The following is a 26202-nucleotide window of genomic DNA, read 5'->3' as shown; positions in this document are numbered from 1 at the left end:
GGGGCGGCGGCTAGATTGGTCGCATGACCTGTCCCACCGCCGTCGCCCTGCCCACCACTCAGGTGTCCGATCCGCACGATGCCCCGGCCCTGCGCTGGGGCATCGTCGCGCCCGGCGGCATCGCGGACCACTTCGTGCGCTGCCTGCACGGGGCCACCGCCTCCCGCGCCGTCGCGGTGGTCTCCCGCGCGCAGGAGCGAGCCGAGGCCTTCGCTGCGGAGCATGGGATCGACCGTGCGTACGACTCCCTGACCGCCATGATCGCGGACGGGGAGATCGACGCGGTGTACGTCGCCTCCCCGCACGCCCAACACCATGAGCTCGCCCGGCCGGTGCTCGAGGCCGGGGTACCGACGCTGGTGGAGAAGGCGTTCACGCTGAACACCGCGCAGGCACAGGACCTCATCGGCGTGGCCCGGGATCGCGGTGTGCTGCTGATGGAGGCGATGTGGACGCGCTTCCTGCCCCAGACCGATGTGCTGCGCCAGGTGGTCGAGCAGGGTCTGCTCGGGGAACTGGTCCTGGTGCGCGCCGACCACGGCCAGTTCTTCCCCCACGACCCACATCATCGTCTGTTCGCGCCGGAACTCGGCGATGGGGCCCTGCTGGACCTCGGCGTCTACCCGGTGTCCTTCGCGCAGATGCTGCTGGGGGATCTCACCGATCTGCAGGTCGCCGGGGACCTCACCGACCAGGGTGTCGACGCCACCGCCGCGATCCTCGCCCGTGGTCGCGACGGCGCCCGGGCCGTGCTCGACACCACCCTGCGCGCCCGCACCGCGACCCTCGCGGAGGTCGTCGGCACCGAGGCCACTGCGCGACTGTCCTCCCCGTTCTACGCCCCCGGCACGCTCACAGTGACGTGGCACGACGGCGGTGAGGCCGCCGTCGAGCACCCGGGGAACCGCGACCTCTGTCTGGCCTACGAGGCTGCCGAGTTCGCCCGCTGTCTGCAGGCCGGCCGCACCGAATCTCCGCTCATGCCGTGGGACGACACCCTCTCTGTGCTGCGCACCCTGGATGCGGTGCGGGCTGAGATCGGTGTGGTCTACCCCGGGGAGGCGAGCGCATGACGCCCCTCAGCGGTCGTGGCCCCTCCCCCCACCCGCCGCGGCACGGCCTGTTCCTGTCCTTCGAGGGCGGGGACAGCGCGGGCAAGTCCACCCAGATCGCCCTGTTGCGGGAGCACCTCATCTCCCAGCGGCATGTCGCCGAGGAGCTGGTGCTGACCACCCGTGAGCCCGGCGGCACCGAGCTCGGCAGCCGCATCCGGGATCTCGTGCTGCATGGCGGGCACGTCGACCCACGCGCCGAAGCCCTGCTGTACGCGGCCGACCGTGCCCACCATGTCGCCACCGTCGTCGCCCCGCACCTGGACCGTGGCGGACTGGTGTTGGCCGACCGATACATCGACTCCTCCGTCGCCTACCAGGGTGCCGGGCGGGAGCTCGATGCCGCGCAGGTGCGGACCCTGTCCCTGTGGGCCACCGGCGGTCTGATGCCGCATCGGACGATCCTGCTGGACCTGCCTCCGGAGGCCCTCGACGAGCGCCGCAGCATCGACTCCCTGGATCGCCTGGAGCGCGCCGGCCGTGAGTTCCACCGTGCGGTGCGCCGTCAGTTCCTGCAGCTCGCCGAGGACGATCCCGAGCGTTTCGTGGTGATCGACGCGTCCGGCAGCCGTAAGGACGTCCACGCCGCCGTGCTCGCGGCCATCGCCACCGAGCTCGAGGCCTTCGACCCCTCCCCCGAGTCCTCACCGCAGAGCCCGGCGGCACCGGAGTGAGGGAGTGCCGGTGAGTGTCTGGGATGAGGTCGTCGGTCAGGACGACGCGGTCGCGCAGTTCCGCCGTGCCGCCTCCCCCGAGGGCTCGCTCGCGCAGGCGTGGTTGATCACCGGCCCCCCGGGGTCGGGTCGGTCCACGGCGGCGCGGGCCTTCGCGGCCACCCTGGAATGCGAGCACGGCACCGGGTGCGGCACCTGCCCGGCCTGCGTGACCGTGCGCGCCGACACCCACCCGGATGTCACCACGGTGGTCACCGACAAACTGTCGATCTCCAAGGACGAGGTGCGTGCCCTGGTGATGCAGGCGCAGCGGGCACCCGCGACCGGCCGTCACCGGGTGCTCATCGTCGAGGATGCCGACCGCATGTCCCCGGCACCTTCAACGTGCTGCTGAAGAGCATCGAGGAACCGCCACCGCGAACGGTCTGGATGCTCTGCGCACCGTCCCCGCAGGACCTCGCCCCCACCATCCGTTCCCGTTGCCGGGTGGTGACCCTGCAGATCCCGGCCCCCGACGTCATCGCCGACCTGCTGCAGCGGCGCGACGGCGTCGACCCGGAGCTCGCGGCCCGGGCGGCGCGCGCCGCCCAGGGGCACATCGGCCTCGCCCTCCGCTACGCCACGCAGGAGGGTGCGCTCGCCTCCCGGGAGGACGCGGCCCGAAGGCTCCTCGCCCTGCGCACCACCGGTGAGGCGGTCGCCGCCGCGCAGGAGCTGGTGGACCGTGCGACCGCCGAAGCTGCCGACCACGCCGACGCCGTCGCCGCCGAACAGCGGGAGGCCTTCCTCCGTTCCGCAGGGCTCGACCCCGATGCCGCCGTCCCCCCGGCGCTGCGGTCACAGCTGAAGCAGCTGGAGGATGACGCCAAGCGCCGCCGTACCCGCCTGGTGCGGGATGTGCTGGACCGCTACCTGCTCGACGCCCACTCGGTGCTGCGCGATGTCCTCACCCTGCAGCTGGGGTCCGGCAGTGACCTGGTCAACCCGGGCATCCGGGCGGACCTGGAGACGGCCGCCCGGGATCGCACCGCCCCGGGCGTCCTGGCCCTGCTCGACGCGGTGCAGACCGCGCGTGGGCGCATCACCGGGAACGTGCCGCCCCTGCTGGCCCTGGAGGCATTACTCGCGCGGATCGCCGTCACCGCGCGCTGACGACCGGCCGACACCGGGGCCGGGCGCCGGGGCTCAGGTGTCGGTGCGCTCTTCGCCGGACGGCTCGGCGGCCGGCTGCTCAGCGACTGGCTGGTCCGCGGCCGGCTGCTCGGCGCTCGTCTGTTCGGCGCCCGCCGCCTCCGGCGTCGACTCGGCCGCAGACACCGTCTCCGCGACCGCCTCCGGTTCACGTGCCGGCTCCGTCGCGGAGTACTCGATCTCTGTCTCGTCGACCACGACGTTCTCGGCGCGGGCGAACTCCGGCTCGGCGCCGGTCCGCCCGGTCTCCGAGTGGGCACCGCACCCGTAGTCGAGGTGCACGACGCGCCCGTCAGCCGGCGACCACTCGTTGGTGCACACGCCGAACTCGCCGCGCAGTGATCCCGCCAGCAATGACAGGAACCCGCAGGAGCGGCAGTGCGCCGCGACGGTGCCGCGGCGGCGCCGCGAGCTGCTCTCGCGGGGACCGAACTCCCCGCCGATCCACCGTTCCGCGGCCTCCGAACGACCGTAGGGCGAGAGCACGCGTACGCGCCCGAGGCCCAGCTCCCACTGCGCCACCCGGTCGGCGTCCTCGTCGTCGGTCTGCTCGTACCCCTGCTCGAGGCGGTCGTCGTGCTCCCGGTACGGCAGCAGATCGTCGGCGCCGACGTCCTCGGGGCGCAGTCGCTCGGCCCACGGCTGCCAGGCCGGCGCCAGCAGGGCGTCCTCCCCCGGCAGTAGGGCGGTCTCGGCGACGGTCGCGGCCTTCGCCCGCGGGGCGCGCGCCAGGATCACCACCCACGACCAACCGCGATATCCGGGCATGGTGCACTCGAACACGTGCGTGACCAGGCGCTCCCCCGCGGCCTCCACCCGCAGGTGCTCCCCCACCTGGCCCGGGTCCGTGACCTCCGACAGGGCCTCGCGGGCGAGATCCACGGCGGCCGCGGCCACCGCGTCCAGCTTGGGGGCACGGGCGCGGCTGCGGGTGGCCCCGGCCGACGCGGTGGGCCGCCCGGCGGGCGCCGTCGCGGGAGCCTCCGGCGTCTGCGGGTCCTCCGGTGCCTGCGGGCTGTCCGGCGTCGGCGTGGTGGGGTCGGCAGGGGTGGTCACGATGCTCAGGCCTCGAAGTTGTCGGCCACGGCGCGCAGCACCGTGGCGATCTTCTGGGAATGGGCGCGGTCCGGGTAGCGGCCCTTGCGCAGGCCGTTGGAGGCATCGTCCAGCAGACGGATGAGGTCCTCGACCATGTCGGCCATCGCCTCGGGCTTCTGGCGGCGCGCGCGGGACACCGACGGCGCAGGGTCCAGCAGTCGCAGGCTCAGCGCCTGCGGACCGCGACGCCCGTCCGCCATGTCGAAGTCGACCTTCGTGCCGGGACGCAGCGTCGTGACGCCCTCGGGCAGGGTCGAGGCGTGCACATACACGCTCTCCCCGGTCTCCTCATTGAGGATGAAGCCGAAACCCTTCTCGGCGTCGTAGAACTTCACCTTGCCGCGCGGCACGTCGATCCCGTCCTTCAGCGGGCTCGGCGTCGTCCGCCGCGCCCCGGTTCGCTCACCGGCGCGGCTCTCGCGCCCGGTGCGCGGATCCCCCGTCTCCGGGCGGTCCGCGACCCTGAAGTCTACCGTGAGGCACGCGGGCTCGACAGGTCGGGGCCGGGTCACCGCCGAGCCGACGGCACCTCCCGGGCGGGGCCGCGCGGCGGGGGTGGGGGCTGCTCACCGCGATGCAGCAGGGCGTCGACCATCGCCGCGGTGAACCCCCACACGAAGGCGTCCCCCGGCAGGTCCAGGGCAAGTCCCGCCGCGCGGCCGTCGAGCAACGCCGGCACCCGACAGGCGGGGTCCGTGAGGGATCCCGGACCGGCCAGGGGCGCCCACACCACACGCGCCACCTCCGCCTCGTCGACCACCCTGACCGGTGGGCGCACCGGGCTCCATGCCACCACCGGTGTGACGGTGAGATCCCGCCACGGCATCGGCACCGGGGCGAAGGCTCCCAGCACCTCGACATCCCCCGCCCGCAGGCCCACCTCCTCGGCGGACTCCCGCAGCGCGGTCTCCACGTCATCCCGATCCGAGTCCTCGTGACGCCCGCCCGGGAGCGCGAACTGGCCCGGTTGGGACCGCAATGTCGCCGACCGCTCCTGCAGCAGCAGGGCAGGATCGTCCGTTCCCGCGAGGAGTGCCAGCACGGCACTGCGTCGCGGGGAGAACCCCTCCGGCACCGGCCGCAGCGGGTTCATCAGGCGCGGGGCGGGCCCCTCCCCGCGCCTCGACGGCGCGAGCTCCGCCGCGAGCACCCGCACCAGGGGCGGACGCCGCTCTCCGCCGGCGCTCATGCCGTCATGCCCGTGCCGGCGAGGTCCGCGGACGGGCAGACCTCCCGCAGGGCGCACTCCGCACAGCGGGGGGACCGGGCGGTGCAGACCCGGCGGCCGTGCAGGATCAGTCGCAGCGACAGGAGCGTGAGGTCGATCGCTCCGTCCGCCTCCGGTCCGGTCACCGCCTCCACTCGCGCCACCACGTCGTCCTCGACCCGGCGGGGGTCCGTGGCCGTGCTCCACCCGAAGCGCCGCGCGAGGCGCCCCACGTGCGTGTCGACCGCCAGCAGGGACCGCCCGAAGGCCACCCCCCGCACCACATGGGAGGTCTTGCGCCCCACCCCCGGCAGCGCCACCAGCGCCGTCTCGTCGTCAGGCACCTGCCCACCGTGCCGCTCCAGCAGGGCCGCGGCCAGGGCGATCACGCGGCGCGCCCGGGTCGGCCCCATCCCGAGGGGCCGCAGCACCTCCTCCACCTGCTGCGGATCGGCCGCGGCGAGCGCCGGCAGGTCAGGCCAGCGGGAGAACAGCTGCGGGGTCACGGAGTTCACGCGGGCGTCCGTCGTCTGCGTCGACAGCACCGTCGCGATCAGCAACTGGGCGGGACCGTCGTGATCGAGTTCCGTGCGGGCCGTGGGATACAGGTGCGCGAGGAGCTCCGTGGTACGGCGGACGGGCGCGGCACCGGGCACCTCATGGGGTGCTCGTCGAGCCGCAGAACCCATCCCGATGGCTCCTTCCCGACGCGCTCTGTGACTCCTCCCACGCGAAACTCACGCGGATCGGTCACAATGGGGGAGCACCCGCCGGTCCCCCGCACGGGGACCCCCGACGCAGGAGGTTTCGTGGACGAGAACATCGTACGGTCATCAGCACTCTTCGCCGCGCTCGACGACGACGGCAAGCAGGCCGTGCTGGCGTCGATGACGCAGGAGGACTTCCACCGCGGCGCGGTCATCTTCCGTGAGGGCGATCCCGGTGACCGCCTGTTCATCATCGGCTCCGGCAAGGTGAAGGTCGGCCACGCCTCGGGCGACGGCCGCGAGAACCTGCTCGCGGTGCTCGGCCCCGGTGAGACCCTCGGTGAGCTCAGCCTGTTCGACCCGGCCCCACGCAACGCCTCCGCGACCGCCGTGGCGGAGACCTCCCTGTACTCGCTCTCGCAGCAGGATCTCTACCGTGTCCTCGCGCAGCGCCCCGAGGTGGCCCGTCACCTGCTGGCGAGCCTCGCGCGACGCCTGCGCAAGACCAACGAGTCCCTCGCGGACCTGGTGTTCGCCGACGTCCCCGGTCGCGTCGCCAAGAACCTTCTGGATCTGGCGCAGCGCTTCGGCCGCCAGACCGAGGACGGTGTGATGGTCGCCCACGGCCTCACCCAGGAGGAGCTCGCCCAGCTGGTGGGCGCCTCCCGTGAGACCGTCAACAAGGCCCTCGCGGATTTCGCCTCGCGCGGGTGGATCCGCCTCGAGGCCCGGGCGGTGCTGCTGCTGGACATCGAGCGTCTGCGCCGTCGCGCCCGCTGAGACCACATCCCGCTCACCGGGACCCGCTGGCCGACCGGTGAGAGGCGACGGGCCGTCCCCACCTCGGGGGCGGCCCGTCGTCAGTCCCGGGGGCCGCCGCCCTCCTCGCGCAGGTGGGTGATCGCCGCGAGGATGTTCCACTCGGCGGCCTCGCGCAGCTCCGGCGGCAGGGTGTCACCGTGCAGGCGCCTCACCAGTCGGTCCATCGTCAGCAGACCCTCCGCGCGCGCCGCCCGGACCTGCTCGATCCGCTCGCGACGGTGTGCGAGGGCCTCGTCGATCGCGTCGCGGGCCTCGTGCGGGGATTCGATCGGTTCCCCGTGACCGGGGTGGATTCCGGCGATCCGGCCATCCATCGACATCGCCTGCAGCACCTCGAGGGAGGCGAGCAGGTCGGTGAGACTGCCATCGGGCGGCACGATCGTGGTGGAGGAGCCGCCCAGCAGCGTGTCACCGGAGAGCAGGCGACCACCCTCGACCAACAGGGCCAGGGAGTCGGCGGTGTGACCGGGCAGGTGCAGGACATGCGCGACGGTGCCCCGCTCCCCGATCAGCTCCGCCGGGGGGACGCGGGCGCCGGGCACAGCGGTCGGATCCGACGCGTACAGCTCCACCGGGGCCCCGGTGCGCTGCCGCAGCTGACGGACGAGCGTCCCGGCGGCTTCGGCGTGATCGGCATGCCGATGCGTGACGATCACGGCCTGAGGGGCGGCCGGCCCCGGCAATCCGCAGGCCCGGAGGATCGCCGTCAGGTGCCCGATATCACGGGGCCCCGGATCCACGACCCAGCTCTGGGCGCCGTCGCGCAGCACGTAGGTGTTGGTCCCGTCGAGGGTCATCGGGCCCGGGTTGGGCGCACGCAGGCACAGCAGTTCGACGGGATCAGCCTCGGCCACCCGATCGAACCAGCCCGTCATCGGTCGGCGACCTCCACCACCAGGTCGACCTCGACCGGCACGCCCAGCGGCAGCACCGCCACACCGACGGCCGCCCGCGCATGCTGTCCGGCGTCACCGAAGATCCGCCCCAGCAGTTCGCTGGCCCCGTTGATCACAGCCGGCTGACCGGTGAATCCGGGGGCGCTGGCGACATAACCGGTCACCTTCACCACCCGCGCCACGCGGTCGAGGTCACCGACGACGGCCTTGACCGCCGCGAGGGCGTTCAGGCAGCAGATGCGTGCGGCCTCGTATGCGGTCTCGGGATCCACCTCGTCCCCGACCAGTCCGGTGGCGATCGGGGAGCCGCCGACCAGGGGCAGCTGGCCGGAGGTCCACACGTGGTTCCCGCTGCGCACGGCGGGGACGTACGCCGCGACGGGTGCGGCCACCTCGGGCAGGGTCAGACCGGCCTCGGCCAGACGCGCCTCGACGGTCCCGGTCGTCTCGTGCATCGTCGACCCCCGTCAGTGCGCCAGCGGGCGCTTGAGGTACGCCACCAGGGACTCGGGGTTGGGGCCGGGCACGACCTGCACCAGCTCCCAGCCCTCACCGCCGTAGTTGTCGAGGATCTGCTTCGTCGCGTGGATGAGGAGGGGCACCGTGAGGTACTCCCAGCGGGTGATCTCTGCCATGCCCGCGAGCCTACCGGTTCCCGGTGCGGCACCTCCCACCGCGGCGCCCCACGGCGTACCGTTGCACCATGGCTTCCTCTGCGCCGTCCGCGCCCGCCCCCGAGCGCCCGGCCCCGCGTCCCCGGCGATCACTGCCGGCGGCGATCGGGCAGACCGTCGCGCTGCTGCTCGGCATGGTCGCCGTCTCCGGTGTGGCCGGGGTCCTCATGGCCGCGTTCTTCCTGCCCGCGGTGACGATGACCTCCGCCATGGCCCGAGACGGCGTGGACCTGCTGGACTCCTACCCGGCGGAACTCGAAGTGCTCCCTCTCAACGAGGCCAGCCGCATCGAGGCGGCCGACGGCTCCCTCCTGGCCGTGTTCTACACGGAGAACCGGATCATGGTGCCGCTGGAGGAGATCTCCCCCCACATGCAGCACGCGGTCGTCGCGATCGAGGACCGTCGCTTCTACGAGCACGGCGGGATCGATGTCCGGGGCATGACCCGCGCCCTGGTCAACAACGCGGCGGGCGGCAGCACCCAGGGTGCGTCCACCCTCACCCAGCAGTACGTGAAGAACGCCCTGCTGATGGATGCCGTGCAGCGCGGGGATGAGACCGCCATCAAGGAGGCCACGGAGCAGAGCTACGGGCGCAAACTGCGCGAGGCGAAGCTGGCGATCTCCCTGGAGAAGAAGTGGTCGAAGGACGAGATCCTCAACGCCTACCTCAACGTCGCACAGTTCGGCCCGTCGCAATACGGCGTGGAGACGGCCGCGCGTCACTATTTCTCGAAGAACGCCAAGGACCTCAACCCCGGTGAGGCGGCCCTCCTGGCCGGCGTGACCAACGGCCCGAACCAGTACGACCCGGTGAAGCACCCCGAACGCGGCCAGAAGCGCCGCAACGAGGTGCTGCGCGAGATGCAGCGCATGGAGTACATCTCCGCGGAGGAGTACGAGCAGTACTCGAAGCAGCCCGTGGAGGACATGCTGAAGGTGCAGACGGTCCGCGCTGGCTGCCAGGACGCCGGACGCAACGGGTTCTTCTGCGACTACGTCACCCGCACCCTGCTCAACGACCCGGCCTTCGCGCCGACGTACGAGGAGCGCCGGAAGCTGCTGTACGGCGGCGGCCTGACCATCCGCACCACGCTGGACGTCACCAAGCAGCAGATCGCCGCCGACATCCTGGAGCGGAAGGTCCCCGCGGGTTCCTCCGAGGGATTCGGTCACTCGATCGTCACCGTGGAGCCCGGGTCCGGTCGCATCCTCACGATGGCGCAGAACTCGACCTTCAACCCGCACGCCGAGGTGCAGGCCGGGGAGACCGCCATCAACTACAACGTCCCCAAGGCGCTCGGCGGCGGCAGCGGCTTCCCCGTCGGTTCGACGTTCAAGCCCTTCACCCTGGTGCAGTGGCTGGCGTCGGGCCGCTCGATCTATGACACCGTCGGGACGGAGCGGCAGACGATCACCCACTTCCCCGCGAAGTGTCTGGACAGCGGGGCGTGGAGTGAGCAGGCCGGGTACAACCCCGACAACGCGGTCTCCGTGACGCTGCAGCCGCAGGAGACGGTGCTGAACTCCACCAAGTTCTCCGTCAACACGAGCTACGCCAACATGGCCCGTCAGCTGGATCTGTGTGACATCGCGGATCGCGCTCGGTCCATGGGCGCGATCCCCGCCACCCTGAACCCGCTGGATCCGGCGACGGCGAAGCTCAGCACGCGCGACATGTATGGAACGGAGCTGGCCCCCGCGGTGGTGGTCCTCGGGGAGCTGCGCATCTCCGCCCTCGACATGGCCGCCGCCTACGCCACCTTCGCCGCCGGGGGCAGGTACTGCCATCCGACCGCGATCGCCGAGGTCGTGGATCGCAACGGCAAGCCCATGCCCACCACCGGCCCGAAGTGCGAGCAGGTGCTGGACAGGAACGTCAGCAACGCCGTGCAGTGGGTGCTGAAGCAGGACCTGGAGGATCCCCGAGCCACGGGCAAGGGCATGGTGATCCCGGGGCATGACGCCGGCGGTAAGACCGGCACCTCCGGCCAGCAGTTCCACACCTGGTACGTCGGCATGACCGGTCAGATGAGCACGGCGGTGTGGTTCGGGCACCCGAACGCCAACATCCGCCCCGGTGGCTTCATGGTCGACGGTCGGATGCTGCGTCCTGGCAAGGTCTGGGGCAACACCGTCTCGCTGCCCACCTGGCAGGAGTACATGACCCGTGCGTCGGAGGGCATGGAGAACCGTCCTTTCCCGGGCCCGCCCGCTCCCCGCACCGGGGGGCCGCAGCAGCCGGGGGCCGCTCAGACCGGCCGTGTCCCGGACGTCACGGGGATGGATGCGGCCGGGGCCCGCGCCACCCTGGAATCCGCCGGCTACAAGGTCGAGGAGCAGCGCGTCCGCGGCAACGGCATCCCGCGCGGCAACGTGGTCGGCACCGAGCCGGCCGCAGGAGCCGAGCTGCCCCCGGCGGCTCTGGTGCGCATCCGAGTGTCGGACGGCTCGTGAGCGGTACGTCTCGGAACGAGTCGCCCGCGCGCCGCATCATCACCGCCCTCGGCGCCGTGACCCTCGGGGTCGGCGCCGCGGCGCACGTGTGGGCACGGCACGTGGAGATCCACCAGTACCGTCTGCGGGAGGTGTCTGTTCCGGCGCTGCCCGTCGGTGCCCGTCCGGTGCGCGTGCTGCACCTGTCCGATGCGCACCTGCTTCCAGACCAGCATCGGAAGGTCGCCTTCCTGCGGCGCCTGGCCGCCACCGAGCCGGACGTCGTCGTCGACACGGGGGACAACATCGCCTCGGCCGCGGCGATCCCGGTGCTGGCCGAGGCGATCGAGCCCCTGCTGCATCGCCCGGGTGTGGTGGTGCTGGGATCCAACGATCTCTACGCACCGAGCCCGAAGAACCCGCTGCGCTACTTCCTGCCGGATCCCCGGCCGGAGGGCCTGCTCGCCGACCTGCCAGCGCCGACACTTCCCACCGACCGGCTGCTGGCGCGGCTGTGCGCCCACGGATGGGTCGATCTGAACAACCGGCGGGCGGTCACGGAGCTTCCGGGGTTGCGCATCCGGTGGGTCGGGGTCGACGACCCGCATCTCGAGCGCGATCGGATGCCGACGCCCGACGACGCCGCTGTCGGCAGTGAGCGGCCGGAGATCCGCATCGGCGTCGCCCATGCCCCCTACCGCGCGGTGCTCGACGCCTTCGTCGCCGACGGGGCCGATCTGATCCTCGCCGGACACACCCACGGCGGTCAGCTGCGGATCCCCGGAATCGGTGCCCTCGTCACCAACTGTGATCTTCCGCGCCGACAGGCGAAGGGACTGTCGACGTGGCGCGGTGTCCCCCTCCACGTCAGCGGGGGACTCGGTGCGAGTCCCTACTCGAACTATCGGCTGGCCAATCCGCCGGAGGCGACTTTACTCACGTTGCGGCCCCGGGGCTGACGTCGGTTCGTCGTCCACCCGCGAGTGTTGGTATGGTGGTGCGTCGGTGAGCGCAGGGAGCTGCGATCACCCGCCAGACCGGGGTGTGGCGCAGCTTGGTAGCGCGCTTCGTTCGGGACGAAGAGGTCGCAGGTTCAAATCCTGTCACCCCGACCGGTCACGACGGCTCCGATCCCCCCGCGGATCGGAGCCGTTCTGTCTCTCCGCTCACCTCCTGCAGTCCCCCGGAATGACAGCGGTGTGATTACCAGAGGGATGACATGCCTGTCATTCGTTTTCACGGCGTGTCGGACCCGGCTATGTAAAACCTTGGCAAAGCAGGGGTCTGCGGTGGCTTTTCCGAGTGGGCAGTCCCGTATGGCACTTTCGTAGGGTGGGCGGCGGTGTCGCCTGGAGTGGACACCGCCCGTCGGCGCACGTTCCGCCCGGTCGTCGGGCTCTTCCTCCTCACCCGAGTGGCGGACGCGATGCGCCCGCCGTGTCGTGAGTGCCGGAGAAAGCGATACGACCGATGTTCCGCCTCCACCGCCCGACCCACCGTGCCGAAGGGCGCGCTGTGGTCGATTACCGGGGCCTGGCCGCTCCCATGGGTCGCACCATGGGCAGCGTCGCCGTGCTCTCGGCGACTGCCGCCGGTGCCGCACTGATCGGCACTGAGCGCGCCGACGCGGTGGGTGCCGGCCCCGCGCCGGTGACCCCCCGGAATACCGCCCCCCAGCTGCCCGCCGCCCCCGCGCTCGCTCCGGCAGCGCCGGTGCCCTCCGAGTACGCCGCCGTCAAGCTGCGTCTCGGCTCCCGCGGCGACGCCGTCCGCCACCTGCAGCAGCGTCTGAACGGCTCCGGCGCCACCCTGCGGGTCGACGGTGTCTTCGGCAGCCGCACCCTCACCGCGGTGCGCACCTTCCAGTCCACCAACGGCCTGCGCGTCGATGGCGTCGTCGGCCCGCTCACCTGGGGTGCCCTCGGTTCTGTCGCCACCCAGTCCGGCGCGACCACCGAGACCCTCCGCCGCGGAGACCGCGGTGCGAGCGTCGTCGTGCTCCAGGAGGCGCTTCGCGCCCGCGGCGCCACCTTCAACGCCACCGGATACTTCGGCAGCCTCACCCTCTCCGCGGTCCGCGCCTTCCAGTCGGATGCCGGTCTGACCGTGGACGGGGTCGTCGGTCCGAAGACCTGGGCGGCCCTGCAGGGCGGCGAGGTCCGCCAGCTGCCCACCGAGCCCTCCCGCTCTGACTCCCGGGGTTCCGTGGACAGCTTCGACGGGGATGCGATCGTGCGGGCCGCCCGCTCGCAGCTGGGCGCGCGCTACTCGTGGGGTGATGAGTCCCCCCGTGACGGTTTCGACTGCTCCGGCCTCGTCTACTGGTCCTACCGGCAGGCGGGTATCGATATCGACCGCATGACCGCCAAGGGCTACCGCTACGCCGGCCGCGTCATCCCGATGTCGGAGGCCCAGCCCGGTGATCTCATCGCCTTCTCCGCCGGCAACTGGGGCCACATCGGCATCTACGCCGGCGACGGCGTGATCATCGACGCCTCCGGTTCCCGCCAGCGCGTCGTGGAACGCTCCATCTGGAACTCGCCGCACGTCGCGGTGACCTTCCGCTGATCCTCCCCGGCAGGCACGCCGAGGGGACGTCACGCCCTGCCTGACGCATCGCGTCACTGGGAAGAGGCAGGACGGACGAGGGGCCCGGCCGACCACGGTCGACCGGGCCCCTGCCGCATCCGGTGGCTGACCATATGGGACACTGTGACGACCGCCGCATGTCCCGCGTCCCGCGTCGCTTCCAGGAGGAGCCCATGGCCGATCCGATCGCCCTCGTCCCGCTGCCCCAGTCCGTGCTGTTCTCCTCGGGAGTGTGGCGCACTGATGACCCGTGGGCCGAACTCTCCACGGGCATCAACCCCGACCTGGACCGGGCGGAGTACGCGCTGAGCATCAGCCCGGACGGGGCGAGCCTGAGCGCCGGCAGCGAGGCCGCCCTCGCCGACGGCCGCAACACCTTCGCGCAGATCGTCGCCGGCAGCACCGGTGAGATCCCCTGCGTCACGATCTCGGACCGTCCCCGCTACGCCTGGCGCGGCCTCCACATCGACGTCGCCCGGCACTTCCTGCCGCCGTCGGAGCTCGAGACCATGATCGATGCGATGGCGTTGCACCGGTTGAACGTGCTGCACCTGCATCTCACCGACGACCAGGGCTGGCGCTTCGAGGTCCGCGGCTACCCGCGGCTGACGGAGGTCGGCGCCTGGCGGGAGCGCACCGTCATCGGCCGCGACGGCGGGGAGAACCCCGACGCCCGGTACGACGAGCGCCGCCACGGGGGGTTCTACACCCAGGACCAGCTGCGTGACCTGGTGGAGTATGCCTCCGCCCGCGGCGTGATGATCGTTCCGGAGGTCGACCTGCCCGGCCATATGCAGGCCGCCGTCGCCTCCTACCCGCAGCTGGGCAACAACCCCGACCGCACCCTGCGGGTGCGCGAGACCTGGGGCATCTCCGATCATGTCCTGGGCGTCTCCGATCAGGCCTTCGACTTCGTGCGCGACGTGCTGGTGCAGGTGGCGGAGATCTTCCCCGCGCCGTTCGTGCACATCGGCGGGAACGAGTGCCCGACCATCGAGTGGGAGCGCTCGGTGGACGCCCGCACCCGCATGGCCGAATGGGGTTACTCGCGCGTGAGTGAGATCCAGGGCCGCTTCACCCAGTTCGCCGCGGAGGTGCTGCGGGAGAAGGGCAAGCGCATCATCGGCTGGGACGAGGTGCTCGAGACCCACCTGCCCGATGACACCGTCGTCATGAACTGGCGCAGTGTGAAGGGCCTGCCGGAGGCCACCTCCCGGGGTTTCCAGACCATCGTCGCGAACAACGAGCACCTGTCCTTCGACCACTACCAGGGCGACCCGGAGACGGAGCCGCTGGCCATCGGTGGCCACACCACCGTCAAGGATGTGTACGAGGCGGACCTGCTGGGCTCCGGGCTTCCGGCCGACCAGGAGGCCCTGATCCTGGGCATCCAGGGGCAGCTGTGGACCGAGTACATGCCCGACGCCGACCAGCTGCAGTACATGGCGTTCCCGCGCGTGTGCGCGCTGGCGGAGCGCGCCTGGGGGTCGCCGCGCCAGGACTGGGAGCAGTTCGAGGAGCGGCTGCGCGCCCACCTGCCGCGTCTGGACGCCTTCGGGATCCGTTACCGCCCCCTGGACGACTGACGTGGACGCGGGCCCGCTCGCACCGAGGCCGTCCCGGTCCACCGACCGGGCCCGCCGCACGGCCGAGCGCAGGGCGCGCCAGCGGCGTCTGCGCCTCACCCAGCTGATCGTGATGTCGCTGCTGGTGATCGGCATCGCTGGCACCGCGTGGTACGCATGGCAGCAGCTGACTGCGGAGCCCGCGGAGGAGCATGTCATCGAGGACAAGGCTCTGCGTTCGGGTACCCCCTCGCTGACCTGCCCGGAGCCGGGGGCCGTGCCCGCGGCCGCGGGTGACGTCGAGGTGAGGGTGCTCAACGGCACCCGCCGCAACGGGCTGGCCGCCTCCGTCACCGCCGATCTGCGCGAGCGGGGCTACATCACCGGGGAGCCCACCAACACCACGGCCTCCGAGGAGGGCGTCACCATCGTCCACGGGCCGCAGGGATACCTCGCGGCCTCCTCGGTGGCCGCTCAGTTCCCCGAGGCCACACTGCGGCTGGACGCCCAGCGGGACGGGACCGCCGTGGAGGTGTTGTTGGGTTCCACATCGGTGGAACTGGTGGCCGCGGACCAGGCGGCGGAACGTCTTGCCGCGCCCGTCGCCGCGCCGGAGGGATGCGATTGAGACCTGCCCCGCGGCAGCTCAGTCCTCGTCCGGGTCCCACTGCATCCGGTTGCCGATCCATACACTGACGGCCCCGGCGAAGGTCAGCATCAGGGTCACCGTGCTGTAGACGGCGAACGTCATCGGTGAGCCGGGCATGACCCCCTGCAGCATCGTGGTGGTGCCGGCCACGTCCGGCTGCTCCGAGGCCATCCCCGCCGGAAGGGAGGGGTCGGCATCCACCGTGATCGTCGCGGTGACCCGCCCGCCGGTGCGATCCTCGACGGTGTACTCCAGCGGTGTCCCGTGACCGGTGAAATCCTCCACCGGGGTGAAGGTGAGCCGCCCGTCCGGGGAGACCGTGTAGGTGCCCTCCTCGGGGATCACGATCCGGGTGCCTGTCGCGTTCTCGAGCTGTTCCACATTCGCCGCGCGCAGCGACCGCAGACGCACGGTGTCCGGCAGCAGCGGCGTGTCGCCGCCGGCGGCGGTGTCGTTGGCGAGAAGGTCCACCGACAGCGGGGTGCCGACCGGGCCCCGCACCACATCGTCGCGGAGGATCGGCACCTGCGGCGCCTGGGCGACGTGCAACCGGGCGGTGGCGGTACCGTCGGAGAACAGGCCCTGGCCGCTGACCGTCACCGGATCGGGGTTCCCGGCGAACCCGGGGTCGGGGTCGAAGGTCGCCGAGCGGGTGGCCTCGTCGATCCGCCAGACCCCCTGCCCGGGGACGGTGACCTGCAGCCCGCCACCCTCGATCCTCGCCCCGGAGGGGAGGCCTGCCGGATCGAACCTCAGCGACTCGGCCCGGACGTTCGCCGACCCAGCGAGGGGTTCGAGGTCCACGGTCTGACCTGTGCGGGTGGCGACATACCGGTCCAGCAGCCCCGGGTATCCGACTTCCAGCAGTGCGATGGCGGACTCCGCCTCCGCCCCGTCGCTGCCCCGCAGACCCATCGGCGAGACACGTCGGACCTCCGCGGATTCCGGGACGAAGACGACGCGGGCGGCGACACGATCCAGCGCCCACTCCCCCTGCCCCGGCACCGTCACCACATCCCCGGTCGGTGACGCCTGAGCCTCACTCGCCTGCGGCACCAACTGCAAGGTGGTGAAATCGATGAACTGGGCGCTCTCCGACACCTCGAACTCGAGCCTCTGCCCGTACGGCGCGGCCCGGGTGAGGTCGGGGATCACCGGGGCGGAAGTGGAGATCTCCCCGTAGCGCAACGGCAGGCCCTGTTCATCCTCGGAGACGTACCGCACGGGACTGAGCTGGCCCATCGGCCGCAGCGTGGACGGTTCGAAGCTCACGGTGGCCGTCTCCCGATCCAGCGTCCACGCGCCCTCCTCCGGTACCACCACGCGTGTCCCGTCCCGCGTCACGGTGGCGCCGGCGGCGAGCCCGTCCAGGGTCAGACGCAGGGCCCCCTGGGCCGCCTGCGGGTCGGCGCGCCGCAGATCCACCACGAACGGCTCCCCCCCGGAGACCCGCATGACATGCGCGGCGGGGAACACCCCCACCGGCTGCACGACGGTGGGGAGCGACCAGGCGCCGGAGGTGGCCTTGACCGTCAGGGCGATCGGTGTCGGGTCCCCGCTGAATCCGAGCACGGGGGTGAAGTACAACCACCCGTCCTCGATCCGCCACGTCCCCTCCTGGGGGACCGACATGGTCAGGGCGTCGCGGGAGACATCGATCGCCGCGGCGCGCTCCTCCGGCAGGGAGCTCGGCACGACCAGGCGGGCCGACGCGGGCACCAGCTCCGGCTCGGCATCATCGGCGAGGAGGCCGCTGATCGAGGTGCGGGTGGTGCCCCCGTCCACGACGGACAATCGCGTGGTCGCCAGCGGCAGCGGGAACGGCCCGTCCTCCCCCAGGGCGTGGGCGGCGGGTGCGGTGGGGCCCAGCAGGATCGGGGCGGCCACCAGCGCGGCCGCCGCGACGACCCGCGTCCCGGCCGTCCGGAGAGGGGGGCGTCCGTCGGTCACGACGTCACGGTAGCAAGTGGGGATGATCGGTGAGGTCGGCCCTACTCTTGACCCATGGACCGATCCCCACTCCGCCTGTCCGACCTGCCCGACCTCGATCATCTCCTCGCCCGTGTACTTCCCCAGTTGCGGGATTGGCTGCCGGCCCGGCGCTGGTACTCCGAGAAGGGCGCCGGAGCTCCCGAGGTGACCCTGCAGGCGGCGGCAGTGCTGGAGGTCGAACGCGATCACCTGGTCGCCGACCTGGTGGTGGAGGCCCGCACCACACGCGGTGCCACCACGTATCAGGTGCCGGTCGTGCTGCGCCGCGGGGAGTTCGCGGCGCAGGGTCTGCCGGAGGGCGCGGTTCTCGGCACGGTCGCGGTGGGCTCGCAGCCGGTGGTGGTGATCGATGCCCCCTCCGATCCCGACGGCCGGGGCGCCCTGCTGCGTCTGCTGCGTGACGGCCACGTGATCGAGGGTGACGGTCTGGAGATCGCCGCGCAGGTCACCCGCCCGCACCGGGCTGCCGGTCGCGTGCTGGGGTCGCGCCTGCTGTCCGGGGAACAGTCGAACACCTCGATGATCTTCGACCTGGATGACGCCCAGCCGGTGATCCTCAAGCTGTTCCGGGTGCTGCACAACGGGGAGAACCCGGACGTGGTGGTGCAGACCGCTCTGGACGAGGTCGGCAGTCGCCGCGTCCCGCCGATGATCGGTTCGGTGATGCTGCGCTGGCGGGAGTCCGAGGGGGAACCGCCGCGCCGCTCCACCACCCACGCGCTGGTCGCCCAGGGATTCCTGCCTGGGGTGGAGGACGCCTGGCGGGTCGCCCTGCAGGATGCCGCCGCGGGGATCGACTTCCGCGAACCCGCCCGGGAGCTGGGTGTGGCGCTGGCGGAGGTGCACCGCGATCTCGCCTCCGCCCTGGGAGCGGTCGAGGCCGATGAGGGGCAGCGCACCGTGGCGGTGCAGCGGATGCGCGAGCGCCTGGACGCGACGGCCGCGGAGGTCCCCGAGGTGGCGCGACTGCGGGAGCCGATCGCGCAGGTGCTGGAACGCGCCGGGCATGTGGCATGGCCCGCCGTGCAGCGCGTCCACGGAGACTTCCATCTGGGGCAGGTGCTGCGGGTGCCGCAGCGCGGCTGGGTGCTGCTGGACTTCGAGGGTGAGCCGCTGCGGCCGCTGGCACAGCGCAACCTGCCGGACGCTCCGCTGCGCGATGTGGCCGGTCTGCTGCGCAGCCTGGACTACGTGGCGGGTGCGGTGCAGCACGAGAGCGGCGCCGACGCCTCGGCCTGGGCGGCCGCCGCCCGGGAGGCCTTCCTCGACGGCTACCTGTCGACCCTGCCGCCCGCCGATCCCGAGGCCACGCGCACGCTCATCGCGGTGTTCGAGGCCGACAAGGCGGTCTACGAGGCGCTGTATGAGGCCCGCAACCGCCCCTACTGGCTGCCGATCCCGCTCGGGGGCCTGCAGCGCGTCCTCGGGCTCTGAGGCTCAGCCCTCGGCCGGCACGAACTCGATCGGGCTGACCTGCGAGTACCGGTCGTCGCGGATGGAGACCACACCGACGCCGCCGATGAACGGGGCCAGAGCCTGCGGGTTCTTGCCGGGGTTCGCCAGGACCACCTGGAAGCCGAAGTGCCGGAACGACTCCATGGCGGCGGTGATGAACTCCCCGGCGCCCTTGGAGAAGGCCTCGTCGATGATGATCGGCGCGTACCGCGGCACATCCACCCCGGTGCCCGCCAGCTGATACCGCAGCGCCGCAGCCAGGCAGAACGTCGTCAGACGCTCGTTCTGACCACCCGAGAGCGGGCCGCCCGATTCGTGGGCGTGCACCATCTTGCCGTCGGCGTCGACCTCCTCGGCGTGGAAGTGCACGTGACGGCGCACGTCGAGCACCGCCCGGGAGGCCTGATCGTCCTGCGTGCGGGCCCGCGCCACCAGATCCATCAGATGCCGCAGCGCCAGGAACCGTTCCTCCGCGTTCTCGCGATCGCGGCTCATGTCCTGCTGCACGGTGAGCGCCACGGCCTCGTCGAGTGCCTGCTTGAACTCGTCGAGCGCCGCCAGGTACACCGGTCGCATCGACAGCTGCAGGTACCGCCCGGCATGGAACTCCACCTGCGCCAGCAGCGCGTTGATCCGTTGCAGGCGCTTGCGGATCTCCGCGGGCTCCCGTGCGATGGCGGTGGCGAGGGCCTGCACGTCCCCGAGGGTGTTGCCGGTGAAGAACTCGACGAAGCGGTCCTCCACCTCCGGCAGCTTCTCCTCCTCGATCCGCGCCAGGATTGCCAGGTGGTCGCCGACGGCGTCAAGCGACGCGTCGGTGTCCCCCGCCTCGGCCGGCCAGCGCCGGTCGAACTCGCGCATGGCGGTGCGCATGTCCTCCTCCGCGCGGGAGGTGCGGCGGGTGAGGTCCATCAGTTCCGCATCGAGGGTGGCGGAGGCGTCCTTCGTGACCTGGTCGATGGTGGACAGCACCAGCGTCGGGGAGATCGCGGCGAACCGGTCGGCGAGGTCCCGCTCCACCTCCGGGGCGAGGGTGCGCTCCGCGAGCCGGGCCTGCGCCTCGTGCAGCCGTTCGGCGGCCCGCTCGGACTGCTCGGTGAGCCTGCCCAGGTGGCGCACCACCTCGAGCAGTTCCTCGTCGGCATCGGCGATGGCCCGCTCGACATCGTCGATCTGCCGGGCGATCTCCGTCAGGGCATCGCTGCCGCGTTCAGCGGCCTGCACCATGTCACGCAGGTTCTGGATGCGGCGGGCCACGCTCGCCGCGTCGATGTCGTCCCAGGTCACCTGAGCGAGGGCCTGCAGGGCGAACAATCGCTCCCGCCGGCGCCCCTCCTCCGTGGCGACGTCCCGGCGGCGGGCCTGGGCCTCGAACAGGGCCTGTTCGGCGCGAGTGCGCTCCCGCTCGAACACGGCCCGCTTGGCACGGTTGTCGAAGCCCAGCACCCACTGGGAGCGGTCGTTGATCGACCGGTCGGCGTTCTTCTCGTGTCGGGAGGCGGAGTGCTTGATCTGGCCGGACTTCAGGACCGCCCGCGGCAGCCGGGTGAACTCCTCCAGTGTCTCCGCACAGACGTAATCCATGCGGGAGGCGATCTCCCCGCTCAGCCAGGCGTGGAACTCGCCCTCCTTCACCTCCAGCTTCGCGGCCAGGGTGCGGGGGTCGATCTGCTTGGCGGGGCGGCGCAGGTCGGTGTTGATGCGGTTGTAGGCGATACGCCGACGCAGGCGCGTCCGGTCGATCACCGCCGCGACCTCCCGGTACACCCGGTCGGGCACCAGGATCGAGCGGGCGAGTCCCCGCAGTGCCTGCTCGGCGGCGGCGGTCCACTCCTCCTCGCCCGCCCGCACCTGCAGCAGCTCTGCGGCGAAGGGCAGCGACGTCGGCGCCACCCCGACCTCCTGCGCGATGCGGTCACGCAGCGCCACATCCTCCGAGTGCAGGTTCGAGGCACGCCCGGTGAGGGAGGCCAGCTCGGAGCGCAGCTGCGCGAGCTCCTCCTCGTGGCGGCGCACCGCGGCCTCGGCCTCCCAGGCGGTGCGACCGGCCTGCTTCTCCTCGTCCTCGAGCTCGCGCCGCAGCGCCGCGACCTCCCGCTGCGTGGAGAGGAACAGGTCCTCGCTGATGGGTGTGCGCAGACCGACGGTGGCCAGCTGCGCCGCGAACTCGGTGGAGCGTTCCGAGCGGCGATCCCGCTCCACCTCCAGCCCGGCGATCTGCTTCTTCCAGTCGTCGATCTCCCCACCACCCGCACGGCGCCGCTGGTCCGTCAGCTGCGCGAGGTCGGAGCGGGCGTCGGCGACGTCCTGGGTGAGTCGGCGCTGCTGCGCGACGGCACGGTCCTGCTCCAGCTGCAGACGGTCCTGCTCCTCGGCCAGCAGCCGCACCAGATGCTGCGCGGCGAACACGTCGATGTCGCTGCGACGATCCACCAGCTCCCCGCCGCGCTCGCGCATGGCGGACCAGTCCTCATGGGCGGTGCGCAGACCGCGCAGCACGTCCCGCTGCTCGCGGGCGGTCACCAGCGCCGCATGCACCTCAGAGAGGTTCTGGAAGTTCGCGAGGGCCTGGTCGGCCAGGTCGAAGGTGCGGGGCTCGTCGAGCATGTAGTCCCGAAGCAGGGCGTTGACGTCGCCGAGTTCCTTGGCCGACTGGATCTTGTGCAGCAGCGAGAGGGCCTTCTCGTCGGGGATCCCGAGGATCTGGCTGAACGCCGCCCGGTACTCGCGGAACTGGCGGAAGGTCTGCGTTCCCGGGTGGGCCGCCTCCAGGTCCTTCCCGGCGATCTGGGTGGTGACGAACCGGCGCAGTTCGGTGACGTCCAGCGGCTCCCGCGCGATCACGTACAGGCTCTTCACGTCGGAGTCGGCCGTGTGCCCGGCGTGGAGAAGCAGCAGGCGGGTCAGCTGCACCAGGCCGCCCAGGCCGTCGCTGTAGCGCAGGGTGATGACGGACAGCGTCGTCTTCTCACGCAGCACCTCCTGGCTGAACTCCCCGGTGGCGGCGTCGTAGTGCATCGCCCAGGCACCGCGCACGTAACTCGCGACGGTGCGGCGGTACTTGGAGCGCGCTGGGCCGGCGTCGGAGGCGGCGGCATTGAAGTGCAGGGTGCGCGGCGGGGTGAGCAGAGCACTGATCGCATCGAGCAGTGTCGACTTGCCGGTGCCAGGGCCACCGGTGAGGAAGTACCCCTTGGTGGAGATCGGCAGGTCGTGGGTGCCGTGGAAGGTGCCCCAGTTGGAGACCTGCAGGTGGCTCAGCCGCCACTGCCCCGGGTGCGGATGATCGGGGTCGACGGGGCCGGTGGCCGCGGCATCCTGGGCGGGCGCGTCGGTGCCGGGCAGGTCGAGGATGTCGGCTGCGGAGTCCACCGGTCAAGCCTACCGAGGGTGGCCGACAGGCGGGGGTGCAGGGCGGACGGAGAGTGTGCCCCGCAGGGGTCGGGGTGGGGATTTCAGCCCATGGTCACGAGGGTGCTCCACGGTTACAGTCACAGGCAGGGCGGCATCCCGGAGGCTGTCTCGCACAGGCGGAGGAGTTCCCATGACATTTCTCGGAGCAGATCCTGACGCCGAGACCGTTCCCTGCGGAGAGTCGCATGCGGTCCTTCTGGCCTCTGTGGAGCCGTCCACCCGAGAGCGGCGCGGCTGGGTGCAGATCGAGGTCCGACGGCTGGAGCAGACCGATGCCTGAGAATCCGACCCGACCGCGCCGCCGGAGCCTGGCTCCACTGCTCGGCGCCGCCGGACTGACGATCCTGCTCGACGGTTGCGGACCGTCCGTCACACCGATGGATCCCGCCCGTGCGCAGGCTCACTACCAGCAGGTGGTGGAGGATCTCATCGCGACGATGGACTCGGTGCGCCCCCTCGGATGGGCCCCGGAAGGTGCCCTCACCGATCAGCCGGTGAAGGGAGGGGCCTGCTCCTACGATCCCGGCAGATGGGCGACTGCTGAGGGCCACCACCTGTACCCGGCGCCCGGGGAGGGAATCGACTGGGAGCCCTGGCGCACGGCCCTCGATCCGGTGCTCTCACGACACGGCTTCACGAAGCTGTCTCGTGAGAAGAGGTCCGGCGGGTACTTCTTTCTGACCGGGACCGATCAGCACGGAGCCGAGCTCAGACTCGTAGCCCGGGGGATCCTCGAGATCCACGGCGCCCAGTTGTCGGGCAGGACCTGCTGAGACGGCGGGAGGGAGCCGTCGCGCTCCCACCGAGGGGCCTCGCCGGCGCGCCCGCGTCAGCAGCAGCGCCCTCGTCAGCAGCAGCGCCCTCGTCAGCAGCAGCGCCCTCGTCAGCAGCAGCGCCCGCGGGGATTGGCGTCCTCCTCCGCGTACTTGGCGCGCCAGAACTCCTTCTCACTCATCGGCGGATGCGAGCAGCCGGTGACGCGATGGTGCGTCAGGTACTTGTCGTAGGCGTCGGAGCCGAGCACCCCACGGGCGAACCGCCGGACCTCCCGCCACAGGGCGGGTAGGTCCGGGCGGCTCACAGACGCGGGGGCCGACTCTGGGGTGCCCGACCCCATGGTGGTCGACTCAGTGGTGGCTTCCCACAAGGTCCTTCTCCGGGTGGCGGCGCAGGTACTCATCCCACTGCTTCTGCAGCTCCTTCTCCCCGCCGTGCGGGATCATCCCGCTGGGGGCGAAGTAGTGGGACTCGACGGTCGGATCCTCGGTGTCGAGGAGGTTCTTCCCGCGCAGAGCCTGCAGGGTGCGCAGGATCGACACGATCATGACGATCAGACCGCAGACCACGAAGAGGATGGACAGGCTGCCCTGCACCGCGGTGTTGAACACGACGGTGCGCATGTCTTCGACGGTCTTCGCCAGCCCCAGGGAGGTCTCCCCCGCCGCGAGCGCGTCGCGGTACGCCATGTGGTTGGCCCAGTACCCGATCTTCGGGTTCGGCGAGAAGATCTTCAGGTACGAGCCGTACACGGTGATCACGGCGGTGAACAGCATGGGCACCGCGATGATCAACAGGGTCCAGCGGTGGCCCTTGCGCGCGAAGATCACCAGGCAGATCGACAGCGCCACCGCCGCGAGCAGCTGGTTCGCGATACCGAACAGCGGGAACAGGGTGTTGATGCCGCCCAGCGGGTCGGTGACGCCCATGTAGAGGATCGACCCCCACCCCAGCACCATCACGGCGGTGGTCAGCCAGACGCCGGGGCGCCAGGAGGCGTCCTGGAACTTGTTCGAGACCCCGGCGAGGAGGTCGGCCAGCATGAACCGGGCGACGCGGGTGCCGGCATCCACCGAGGTGAGGATGAACAGGGCCTCGAACATGATCGCGAAGTGGTACCAGAACGACTGCATCCCGGGACCTCCGACGAGGCGATGCATGATCTCCGAGAGCCCGACGGCGAGCGTCGGCGCCCCGCCGGTGCGGGAGACGATCGACTCCTCACCCACGTTGCGGGCGGTCTCCTCCAGGGTCGCCGGGTCGACGTTCACACCGGTCAGCCCGAGAGAATTGACGAACTGGGCTGCGCCCTCGACGGTGCCACCCGTGGCGGTGGCCGCGGAGTTCATCGCGAAGTAGATGCCGCGGTCGATCGAGACGGCCGCGACCAGCGCCATGACCGCCACGAACGACTCCATGAGCATGCCGCCGTAGCCGATCATCTTCATCTGCGACTCCTTCTCCACCAGCTTCGGGGAGGTGCCGGAGGAGATCATCGCGTGGAAGCCGGAGAGGGCGCCGCAGGCGATGGTCACGAAGAGGAACGGGAACAGGGCACCGGTGAACACCGGGCCGTCGTCGCGGGAGGCGAACTCGCTGAACGCGGGCACGGAGATCTCCGGGCGCACCAGCACGATCGCCACGGCCAGCATGACGATCGTGCCGACCTTCATGAACGTCGAGAGGTAGTCGCGCGGCGCGAGCAGCACCCACACCGGCAGCACCGCAGCGAGGAAGCCGTAGGCGATGATGATCAGGGCCAGCACCGGCCGATCGAGGTGGAACAGCGCTTCGCCCCAGCCTGTCTGGGACACCCAACGGCCCGAGGCGATCGCCAGCAGCAGGAGGACGACGCCGATCAGCGACACCTCGAACACCTTGCCGGGTCGCAGGTACCGCAGGTAGAGGCCCATGAACACGGCGATCGGGATGGTCAGGCCGACGCTCCACACGCCCCAGGTGGACTCGCCGAGGGAGTTCACCACCACCATGGCGAGGATCGCCACGATGATCAGCATGATCGACAGGGTCGCGATGTACGCGGCGATGCCGCCGATCACGCCCAGCTCATCGCGCGCCATCCGGCCGAGGGAGCGGCCACCGCGGCGGGTGGAGGCCACCAGCACCAGGAAGTCCTGCACGGCACCCGCGAAGATCACGCCGACGACGATCCAGATCGTGCCGGGCAGGTAGCCCATCTGCGCGGCGAGCACCGGGCCGACGAGCGGGCCGGCACCGGCGATGGCGGCGAAGTGGTGGCCGTAGAGGATCCGACGGTCGGTGGGGACGAAGTCCTTGCCGTCGTAGTTGTACTCGGCCGGCGTGGCACGGCGATCGTTCGGTCGCACCAGGTGACGGTCGATCACCGTCGCGTAGAAGCGGTAGGCGATGAGGTACGAGGCCACCGCCGCGAAGACGAACCAGATGGCGTTGACGGTCTCACCGCGCACCAGGGCGAGCATCACCCATCCGAGCCCGCCGAGCAGTGCGATGCCGGACCACAGCGCGATCTTCGCGGGAGTCCAGCGGCGATACGGGGCGTGCTCCTCCTCGGTGAGTGCGACGGGCGGCTGGTCGGGATCCGTGGTCACGGTGGTGGTGCGGGCCTCGTGGGCCTCGTGAGCGGTGTGCTCCTCACCAGGCGTGCGGGCGGTGTCAGGGGTGTGGGGTCGATCGGCCCCCGGGCCGGGCACGGCATGCGAGCCGCCACCGGGGGAACGATGGGGACCTGACGGAGATGTCGGCGTCATCGCAGCACCTCGGGGTAGGGAAGGGAGAGGGACAGCGGCAGGGTACTACAGGTCACACCCCGTCGACCCGGGACCTCAGGACCCCGGCGGGCACACTCCGGGTCCGGCGCCCGCCCTGTCCCGCAGACCAGGCTTGTCCGCCGTTCCTCCCCACGCGGGTTTCTCCCCACTCGCTTCGTCTGTCGGGGCCCTCCC

Annotated in this window: 22 protein-coding genes, 1 tRNA gene and 1 pseudogene; 13 read left to right on the top strand and 11 right to left on the bottom strand. The window is 71.4% G+C overall.

Annotated elements, in window-relative coordinates; genetic code table 11:
• Positions 1 to 23: 23 nt before the first annotated feature.
• The 3 genes and pseudogenes from JSY14_RS09070 (at position 24) to JSY14_RS09060 (ending at position 2938) form a co-directional block, all read left to right on the top strand.
• On the top strand, positions 24 to 1073 hold the full coding sequence (locus tag JSY14_RS09070; protein WP_259558470.1) for a Gfo/Idh/MocA family protein: 1050 nt from the start codon (positions 24 to 26) through the stop codon (positions 1071 to 1073).
• The gene (gene tmk / locus JSY14_RS09065; RefSeq protein ID WP_259558469.1) at positions 1070 to 1786 is read left to right on the top strand and encodes a dTMP kinase; all 717 of its coding nucleotides are present in this window, start codon (positions 1070 to 1072) and stop codon (positions 1784 to 1786) included. The genes JSY14_RS09070 and tmk overlap by 4 nt, the downstream gene beginning before the upstream one ends.
• Positions 1787 to 1796: 10 nt before the next feature.
• Positions 1797 to 2938: pseudogene (locus JSY14_RS09060) on the top strand (DNA polymerase III subunit delta').
• Between the two features lie 33 nt (positions 2939 to 2971).
• On the opposite strand, the gene JSY14_RS09055 reads toward JSY14_RS09060, so the two are convergent.
• The 4 genes from JSY14_RS09055 to JSY14_RS09040 form a co-directional block, all read right to left on the bottom strand.
• Entirely contained in the window at positions 2972 to 3883 is a 912-nt protein-coding gene (locus JSY14_RS09055; RefSeq protein ID WP_259559640.1) for a DUF3027 domain-containing protein, read from the bottom strand.
• 155 nt (positions 3884 to 4038) lie between these two features.
• Positions 4039 to 4425, bottom strand: a complete 387-nt coding sequence (locus tag JSY14_RS09050) for a cold-shock protein (RefSeq protein ID WP_259558468.1) — start codon at positions 4423 to 4425, stop codon at positions 4039 to 4041.
• Positions 4426 to 4583: 158 nt separating this feature from the next.
• Positions 4584 to 5264: an NUDIX hydrolase gene (locus JSY14_RS09045; RefSeq protein ID WP_259558467.1), complete on the bottom strand. Its 681-nt coding sequence runs from the start codon at positions 5262 to 5264 to the stop codon at positions 4584 to 4586.
• Entirely contained in the window at positions 5261 to 5971 is a 711-nt protein-coding gene (locus JSY14_RS09040) for an endonuclease III domain-containing protein (RefSeq protein WP_259558466.1), read from the bottom strand. Before JSY14_RS09040 ends, JSY14_RS09045 begins: the two co-directional genes overlap by 4 nt.
• A 120-nt stretch (positions 5972 to 6091) precedes the next feature.
• On the opposite strand from JSY14_RS09040, the gene JSY14_RS09035 reads away from it, so the two are divergent.
• On the top strand, positions 6092 to 6769 hold the full coding sequence (locus JSY14_RS09035; RefSeq protein ID WP_259558465.1) for a Crp/Fnr family transcriptional regulator: 678 nt from the start codon (positions 6092 to 6094) through the stop codon (positions 6767 to 6769).
• 80 nt (positions 6770 to 6849) lie between these two features.
• Here the strand turns inward: JSY14_RS09035 and JSY14_RS09030 are convergent, their stop codons facing one another.
• From JSY14_RS09030 to sp36, 3 genes are read right to left on the bottom strand one after another with little or no spacing between them, the layout of a single operon-like run.
• The gene (locus tag JSY14_RS09030; RefSeq protein WP_259558463.1) at positions 6850 to 7686 is read right to left on the bottom strand and encodes an MBL fold metallo-hydrolase; all 837 of its coding nucleotides are present in this window, start codon (positions 7684 to 7686) and stop codon (positions 6850 to 6852) included.
• Positions 7683 to 8162 (bottom strand): RidA family protein, encoded by a 480-nt coding sequence (locus tag JSY14_RS09025; RefSeq protein ID WP_259558460.1) that lies wholly within the window; start codon positions 8160 to 8162, stop codon positions 7683 to 7685. Before JSY14_RS09025 ends, JSY14_RS09030 begins: the two co-directional genes overlap by 4 nt.
• Positions 8163 to 8174: 12 nt before the next feature.
• The gene (sp36, locus tag JSY14_RS09020; protein ID WP_259558458.1) at positions 8175 to 8342 is read right to left on the bottom strand and encodes a Sp36 family protein; all 168 of its coding nucleotides are present in this window, start codon (positions 8340 to 8342) and stop codon (positions 8175 to 8177) included.
• Between the two features lie 68 nt (positions 8343 to 8410).
• Between sp36 and JSY14_RS09015 the strand changes: the two genes are divergently transcribed.
• From JSY14_RS09015 to JSY14_RS08990, 6 genes are all read left to right on the top strand, one after another.
• Positions 8411 to 10837 (top strand): transglycosylase domain-containing protein, encoded by a 2427-nt coding sequence (locus JSY14_RS09015; RefSeq protein ID WP_259558456.1) that lies wholly within the window; start codon positions 8411 to 8413, stop codon positions 10835 to 10837.
• Positions 10834 to 11775 carry a metallophosphoesterase gene (locus JSY14_RS09010; RefSeq protein ID WP_259558454.1) on the top strand — a complete coding sequence of 314 codons (942 nt, stop codon included), beginning with the start codon at positions 10834 to 10836 and terminating at the stop codon, positions 11773 to 11775. The genes JSY14_RS09015 and JSY14_RS09010 overlap by 4 nt, the downstream gene beginning before the upstream one ends.
• Before the next feature lie 79 nt (positions 11776 to 11854).
• Positions 11855 to 11928 (top strand) — tRNA-Pro (locus tag JSY14_RS09005).
• Positions 11929 to 12331: 403 nt separating this feature from the next.
• Positions 12332 to 13384: a C40 family peptidase gene (locus JSY14_RS09000; RefSeq protein WP_259558453.1), complete on the top strand. Its 1053-nt coding sequence runs from the start codon at positions 12332 to 12334 to the stop codon at positions 13382 to 13384.
• A 194-nt stretch (positions 13385 to 13578) separates the two neighbouring features.
• On the top strand, positions 13579 to 14991 hold the full coding sequence (locus JSY14_RS08995) for a beta-N-acetylhexosaminidase (RefSeq protein WP_259558452.1): 1413 nt from the start codon (positions 13579 to 13581) through the stop codon (positions 14989 to 14991).
• Position 14992: 1 nt separating this feature from the next.
• Positions 14993 to 15598: a LytR C-terminal domain-containing protein gene (locus JSY14_RS08990; protein WP_259558451.1), complete on the top strand. Its 606-nt coding sequence runs from the start codon at positions 14993 to 14995 to the stop codon at positions 15596 to 15598.
• A gap of 18 nt (positions 15599 to 15616) precedes the next feature.
• On the opposite strand, the gene JSY14_RS08985 is transcribed toward JSY14_RS08990, so the two are convergent.
• Positions 15617 to 17569, bottom strand: coding sequence for an Ig-like domain-containing protein (locus JSY14_RS08985; RefSeq protein ID WP_259558449.1), 1953 nt, complete (start codon positions 17567 to 17569; stop codon positions 15617 to 15619).
• A gap of 54 nt (positions 17570 to 17623) precedes the next feature.
• Here JSY14_RS08985 and JSY14_RS08980 point away from each other — a divergent pair, with 54 nt between their 5' ends.
• Positions 17624 to 19045 (top strand): maltokinase N-terminal cap-like domain-containing protein, encoded by a 1422-nt coding sequence (locus tag JSY14_RS08980; RefSeq protein WP_259558448.1) that lies wholly within the window; start codon positions 17624 to 17626, stop codon positions 19043 to 19045.
• Positions 19046 to 19048: 3 nt separating this feature from the next.
• On the opposite strand, the gene JSY14_RS08975 is transcribed toward JSY14_RS08980, so the two are convergent.
• Positions 19049 to 22438 (bottom strand): ATP-binding protein, encoded by a 3390-nt coding sequence (locus tag JSY14_RS08975; RefSeq protein ID WP_259558447.1) that lies wholly within the window; start codon positions 22436 to 22438, stop codon positions 19049 to 19051.
• Between the two features lie 172 nt (positions 22439 to 22610).
• Between JSY14_RS08975 and JSY14_RS08970 the strand changes: the two genes are divergently transcribed.
• Both JSY14_RS08970 and JSY14_RS08965 read left to right on the top strand, forming a co-directional pair.
• A complete protein-coding gene (locus JSY14_RS08970; protein WP_259558446.1) occupies positions 22611 to 22760 on the top strand; it encodes a hypothetical protein in 150 nt (49 codons plus the stop codon).
• Positions 22753 to 23253: a hypothetical protein gene (locus JSY14_RS08965; protein ID WP_259558444.1), complete on the top strand. Its 501-nt coding sequence runs from the start codon at positions 22753 to 22755 to the stop codon at positions 23251 to 23253. Before JSY14_RS08970 ends, JSY14_RS08965 begins: the two co-directional genes overlap by 8 nt.
• 110 nt (positions 23254 to 23363) lie before the next feature.
• Here the strand turns inward: JSY14_RS08965 and JSY14_RS08960 are convergent, their stop codons facing one another.
• Entirely contained in the window at positions 23364 to 23561 is a 198-nt protein-coding gene (locus JSY14_RS08960; protein ID WP_259558443.1) for a YbdD/YjiX family protein, read from the bottom strand.
• A gap of 46 nt (positions 23562 to 23607) precedes the next feature.
• A complete protein-coding gene (locus tag JSY14_RS08955) occupies positions 23608 to 26007 on the bottom strand; it encodes a carbon starvation CstA family protein (RefSeq protein WP_259558441.1) in 2400 nt (799 codons plus the stop codon).
• Positions 26008 to 26202 lie beyond the last annotated feature (195 nt).

The sequence above is a fragment of the Brachybacterium sillae genome, assembly GCF_025028335.1.
GTDB lineage: Bacteria > Actinomycetota > Actinomycetes > Actinomycetales > Dermabacteraceae > Brachybacterium > Brachybacterium sillae.
This window is presented reverse-complemented; position numbering and strand designations above follow the sequence as displayed.

What these genes read in the sequence shown, in the direction of transcription:
- JSY14_RS09070 (WP_259558470.1), top strand. Translation starts at nt 24, where the DNA reads ATGACCTGTCCCACCGCCGTCGCCCTGCCCACCACTCAGGTGTCCGAT.
- tmk (WP_259558469.1), top strand. Translation starts at nt 1,070, where the DNA reads ATGACGCCCCTCAGCGGTCGTGGCCCCTCCCCCCACCCGCCGCGGCAC.
- JSY14_RS09045 (WP_259558467.1), bottom strand. Translation starts at nt 5,264, where the DNA reads ATGAGCGCCGGCGGAGAGCGGCGTCCGCCCCTGGTGCGGGTGCTCGCG.
- JSY14_RS09040 (WP_259558466.1), bottom strand. Translation starts at nt 5,971, where the DNA reads ATGGGTTCTGCGGCTCGACGAGCACCCCATGAGGTGCCCGGTGCCGCG.
- JSY14_RS09030 (WP_259558463.1), bottom strand. Translation starts at nt 7,686, where the DNA reads ATGACGGGCTGGTTCGATCGGGTGGCCGAGGCTGATCCCGTCGAACTG.
- JSY14_RS09025 (WP_259558460.1), bottom strand. Translation starts at nt 8,162, where the DNA reads ATGCACGAGACGACCGGGACCGTCGAGGCGCGTCTGGCCGAGGCCGGT.
- sp36 (WP_259558458.1), bottom strand. Translation starts at nt 8,342, where the DNA reads ATGGCAGAGATCACCCGCTGGGAGTACCTCACGGTGCCCCTCCTCATC.
- JSY14_RS09015 (WP_259558456.1), top strand. Translation starts at nt 8,411, where the DNA reads ATGGCTTCCTCTGCGCCGTCCGCGCCCGCCCCCGAGCGCCCGGCCCCG.
- JSY14_RS08995 (WP_259558452.1), top strand. Translation starts at nt 13,579, where the DNA reads ATGGCCGATCCGATCGCCCTCGTCCCGCTGCCCCAGTCCGTGCTGTTC.
- JSY14_RS08980 (WP_259558448.1), top strand. Translation starts at nt 17,624, where the DNA reads ATGGACCGATCCCCACTCCGCCTGTCCGACCTGCCCGACCTCGATCAT.
- JSY14_RS08970 (WP_259558446.1), top strand. Translation starts at nt 22,611, where the DNA reads ATGACATTTCTCGGAGCAGATCCTGACGCCGAGACCGTTCCCTGCGGA.
- JSY14_RS08965 (WP_259558444.1), top strand. Translation starts at nt 22,753, where the DNA reads ATGCCTGAGAATCCGACCCGACCGCGCCGCCGGAGCCTGGCTCCACTG.
- JSY14_RS08955 (WP_259558441.1), bottom strand. Translation starts at nt 26,007, where the DNA reads ATGACGCCGACATCTCCGTCAGGTCCCCATCGTTCCCCCGGTGGCGGC.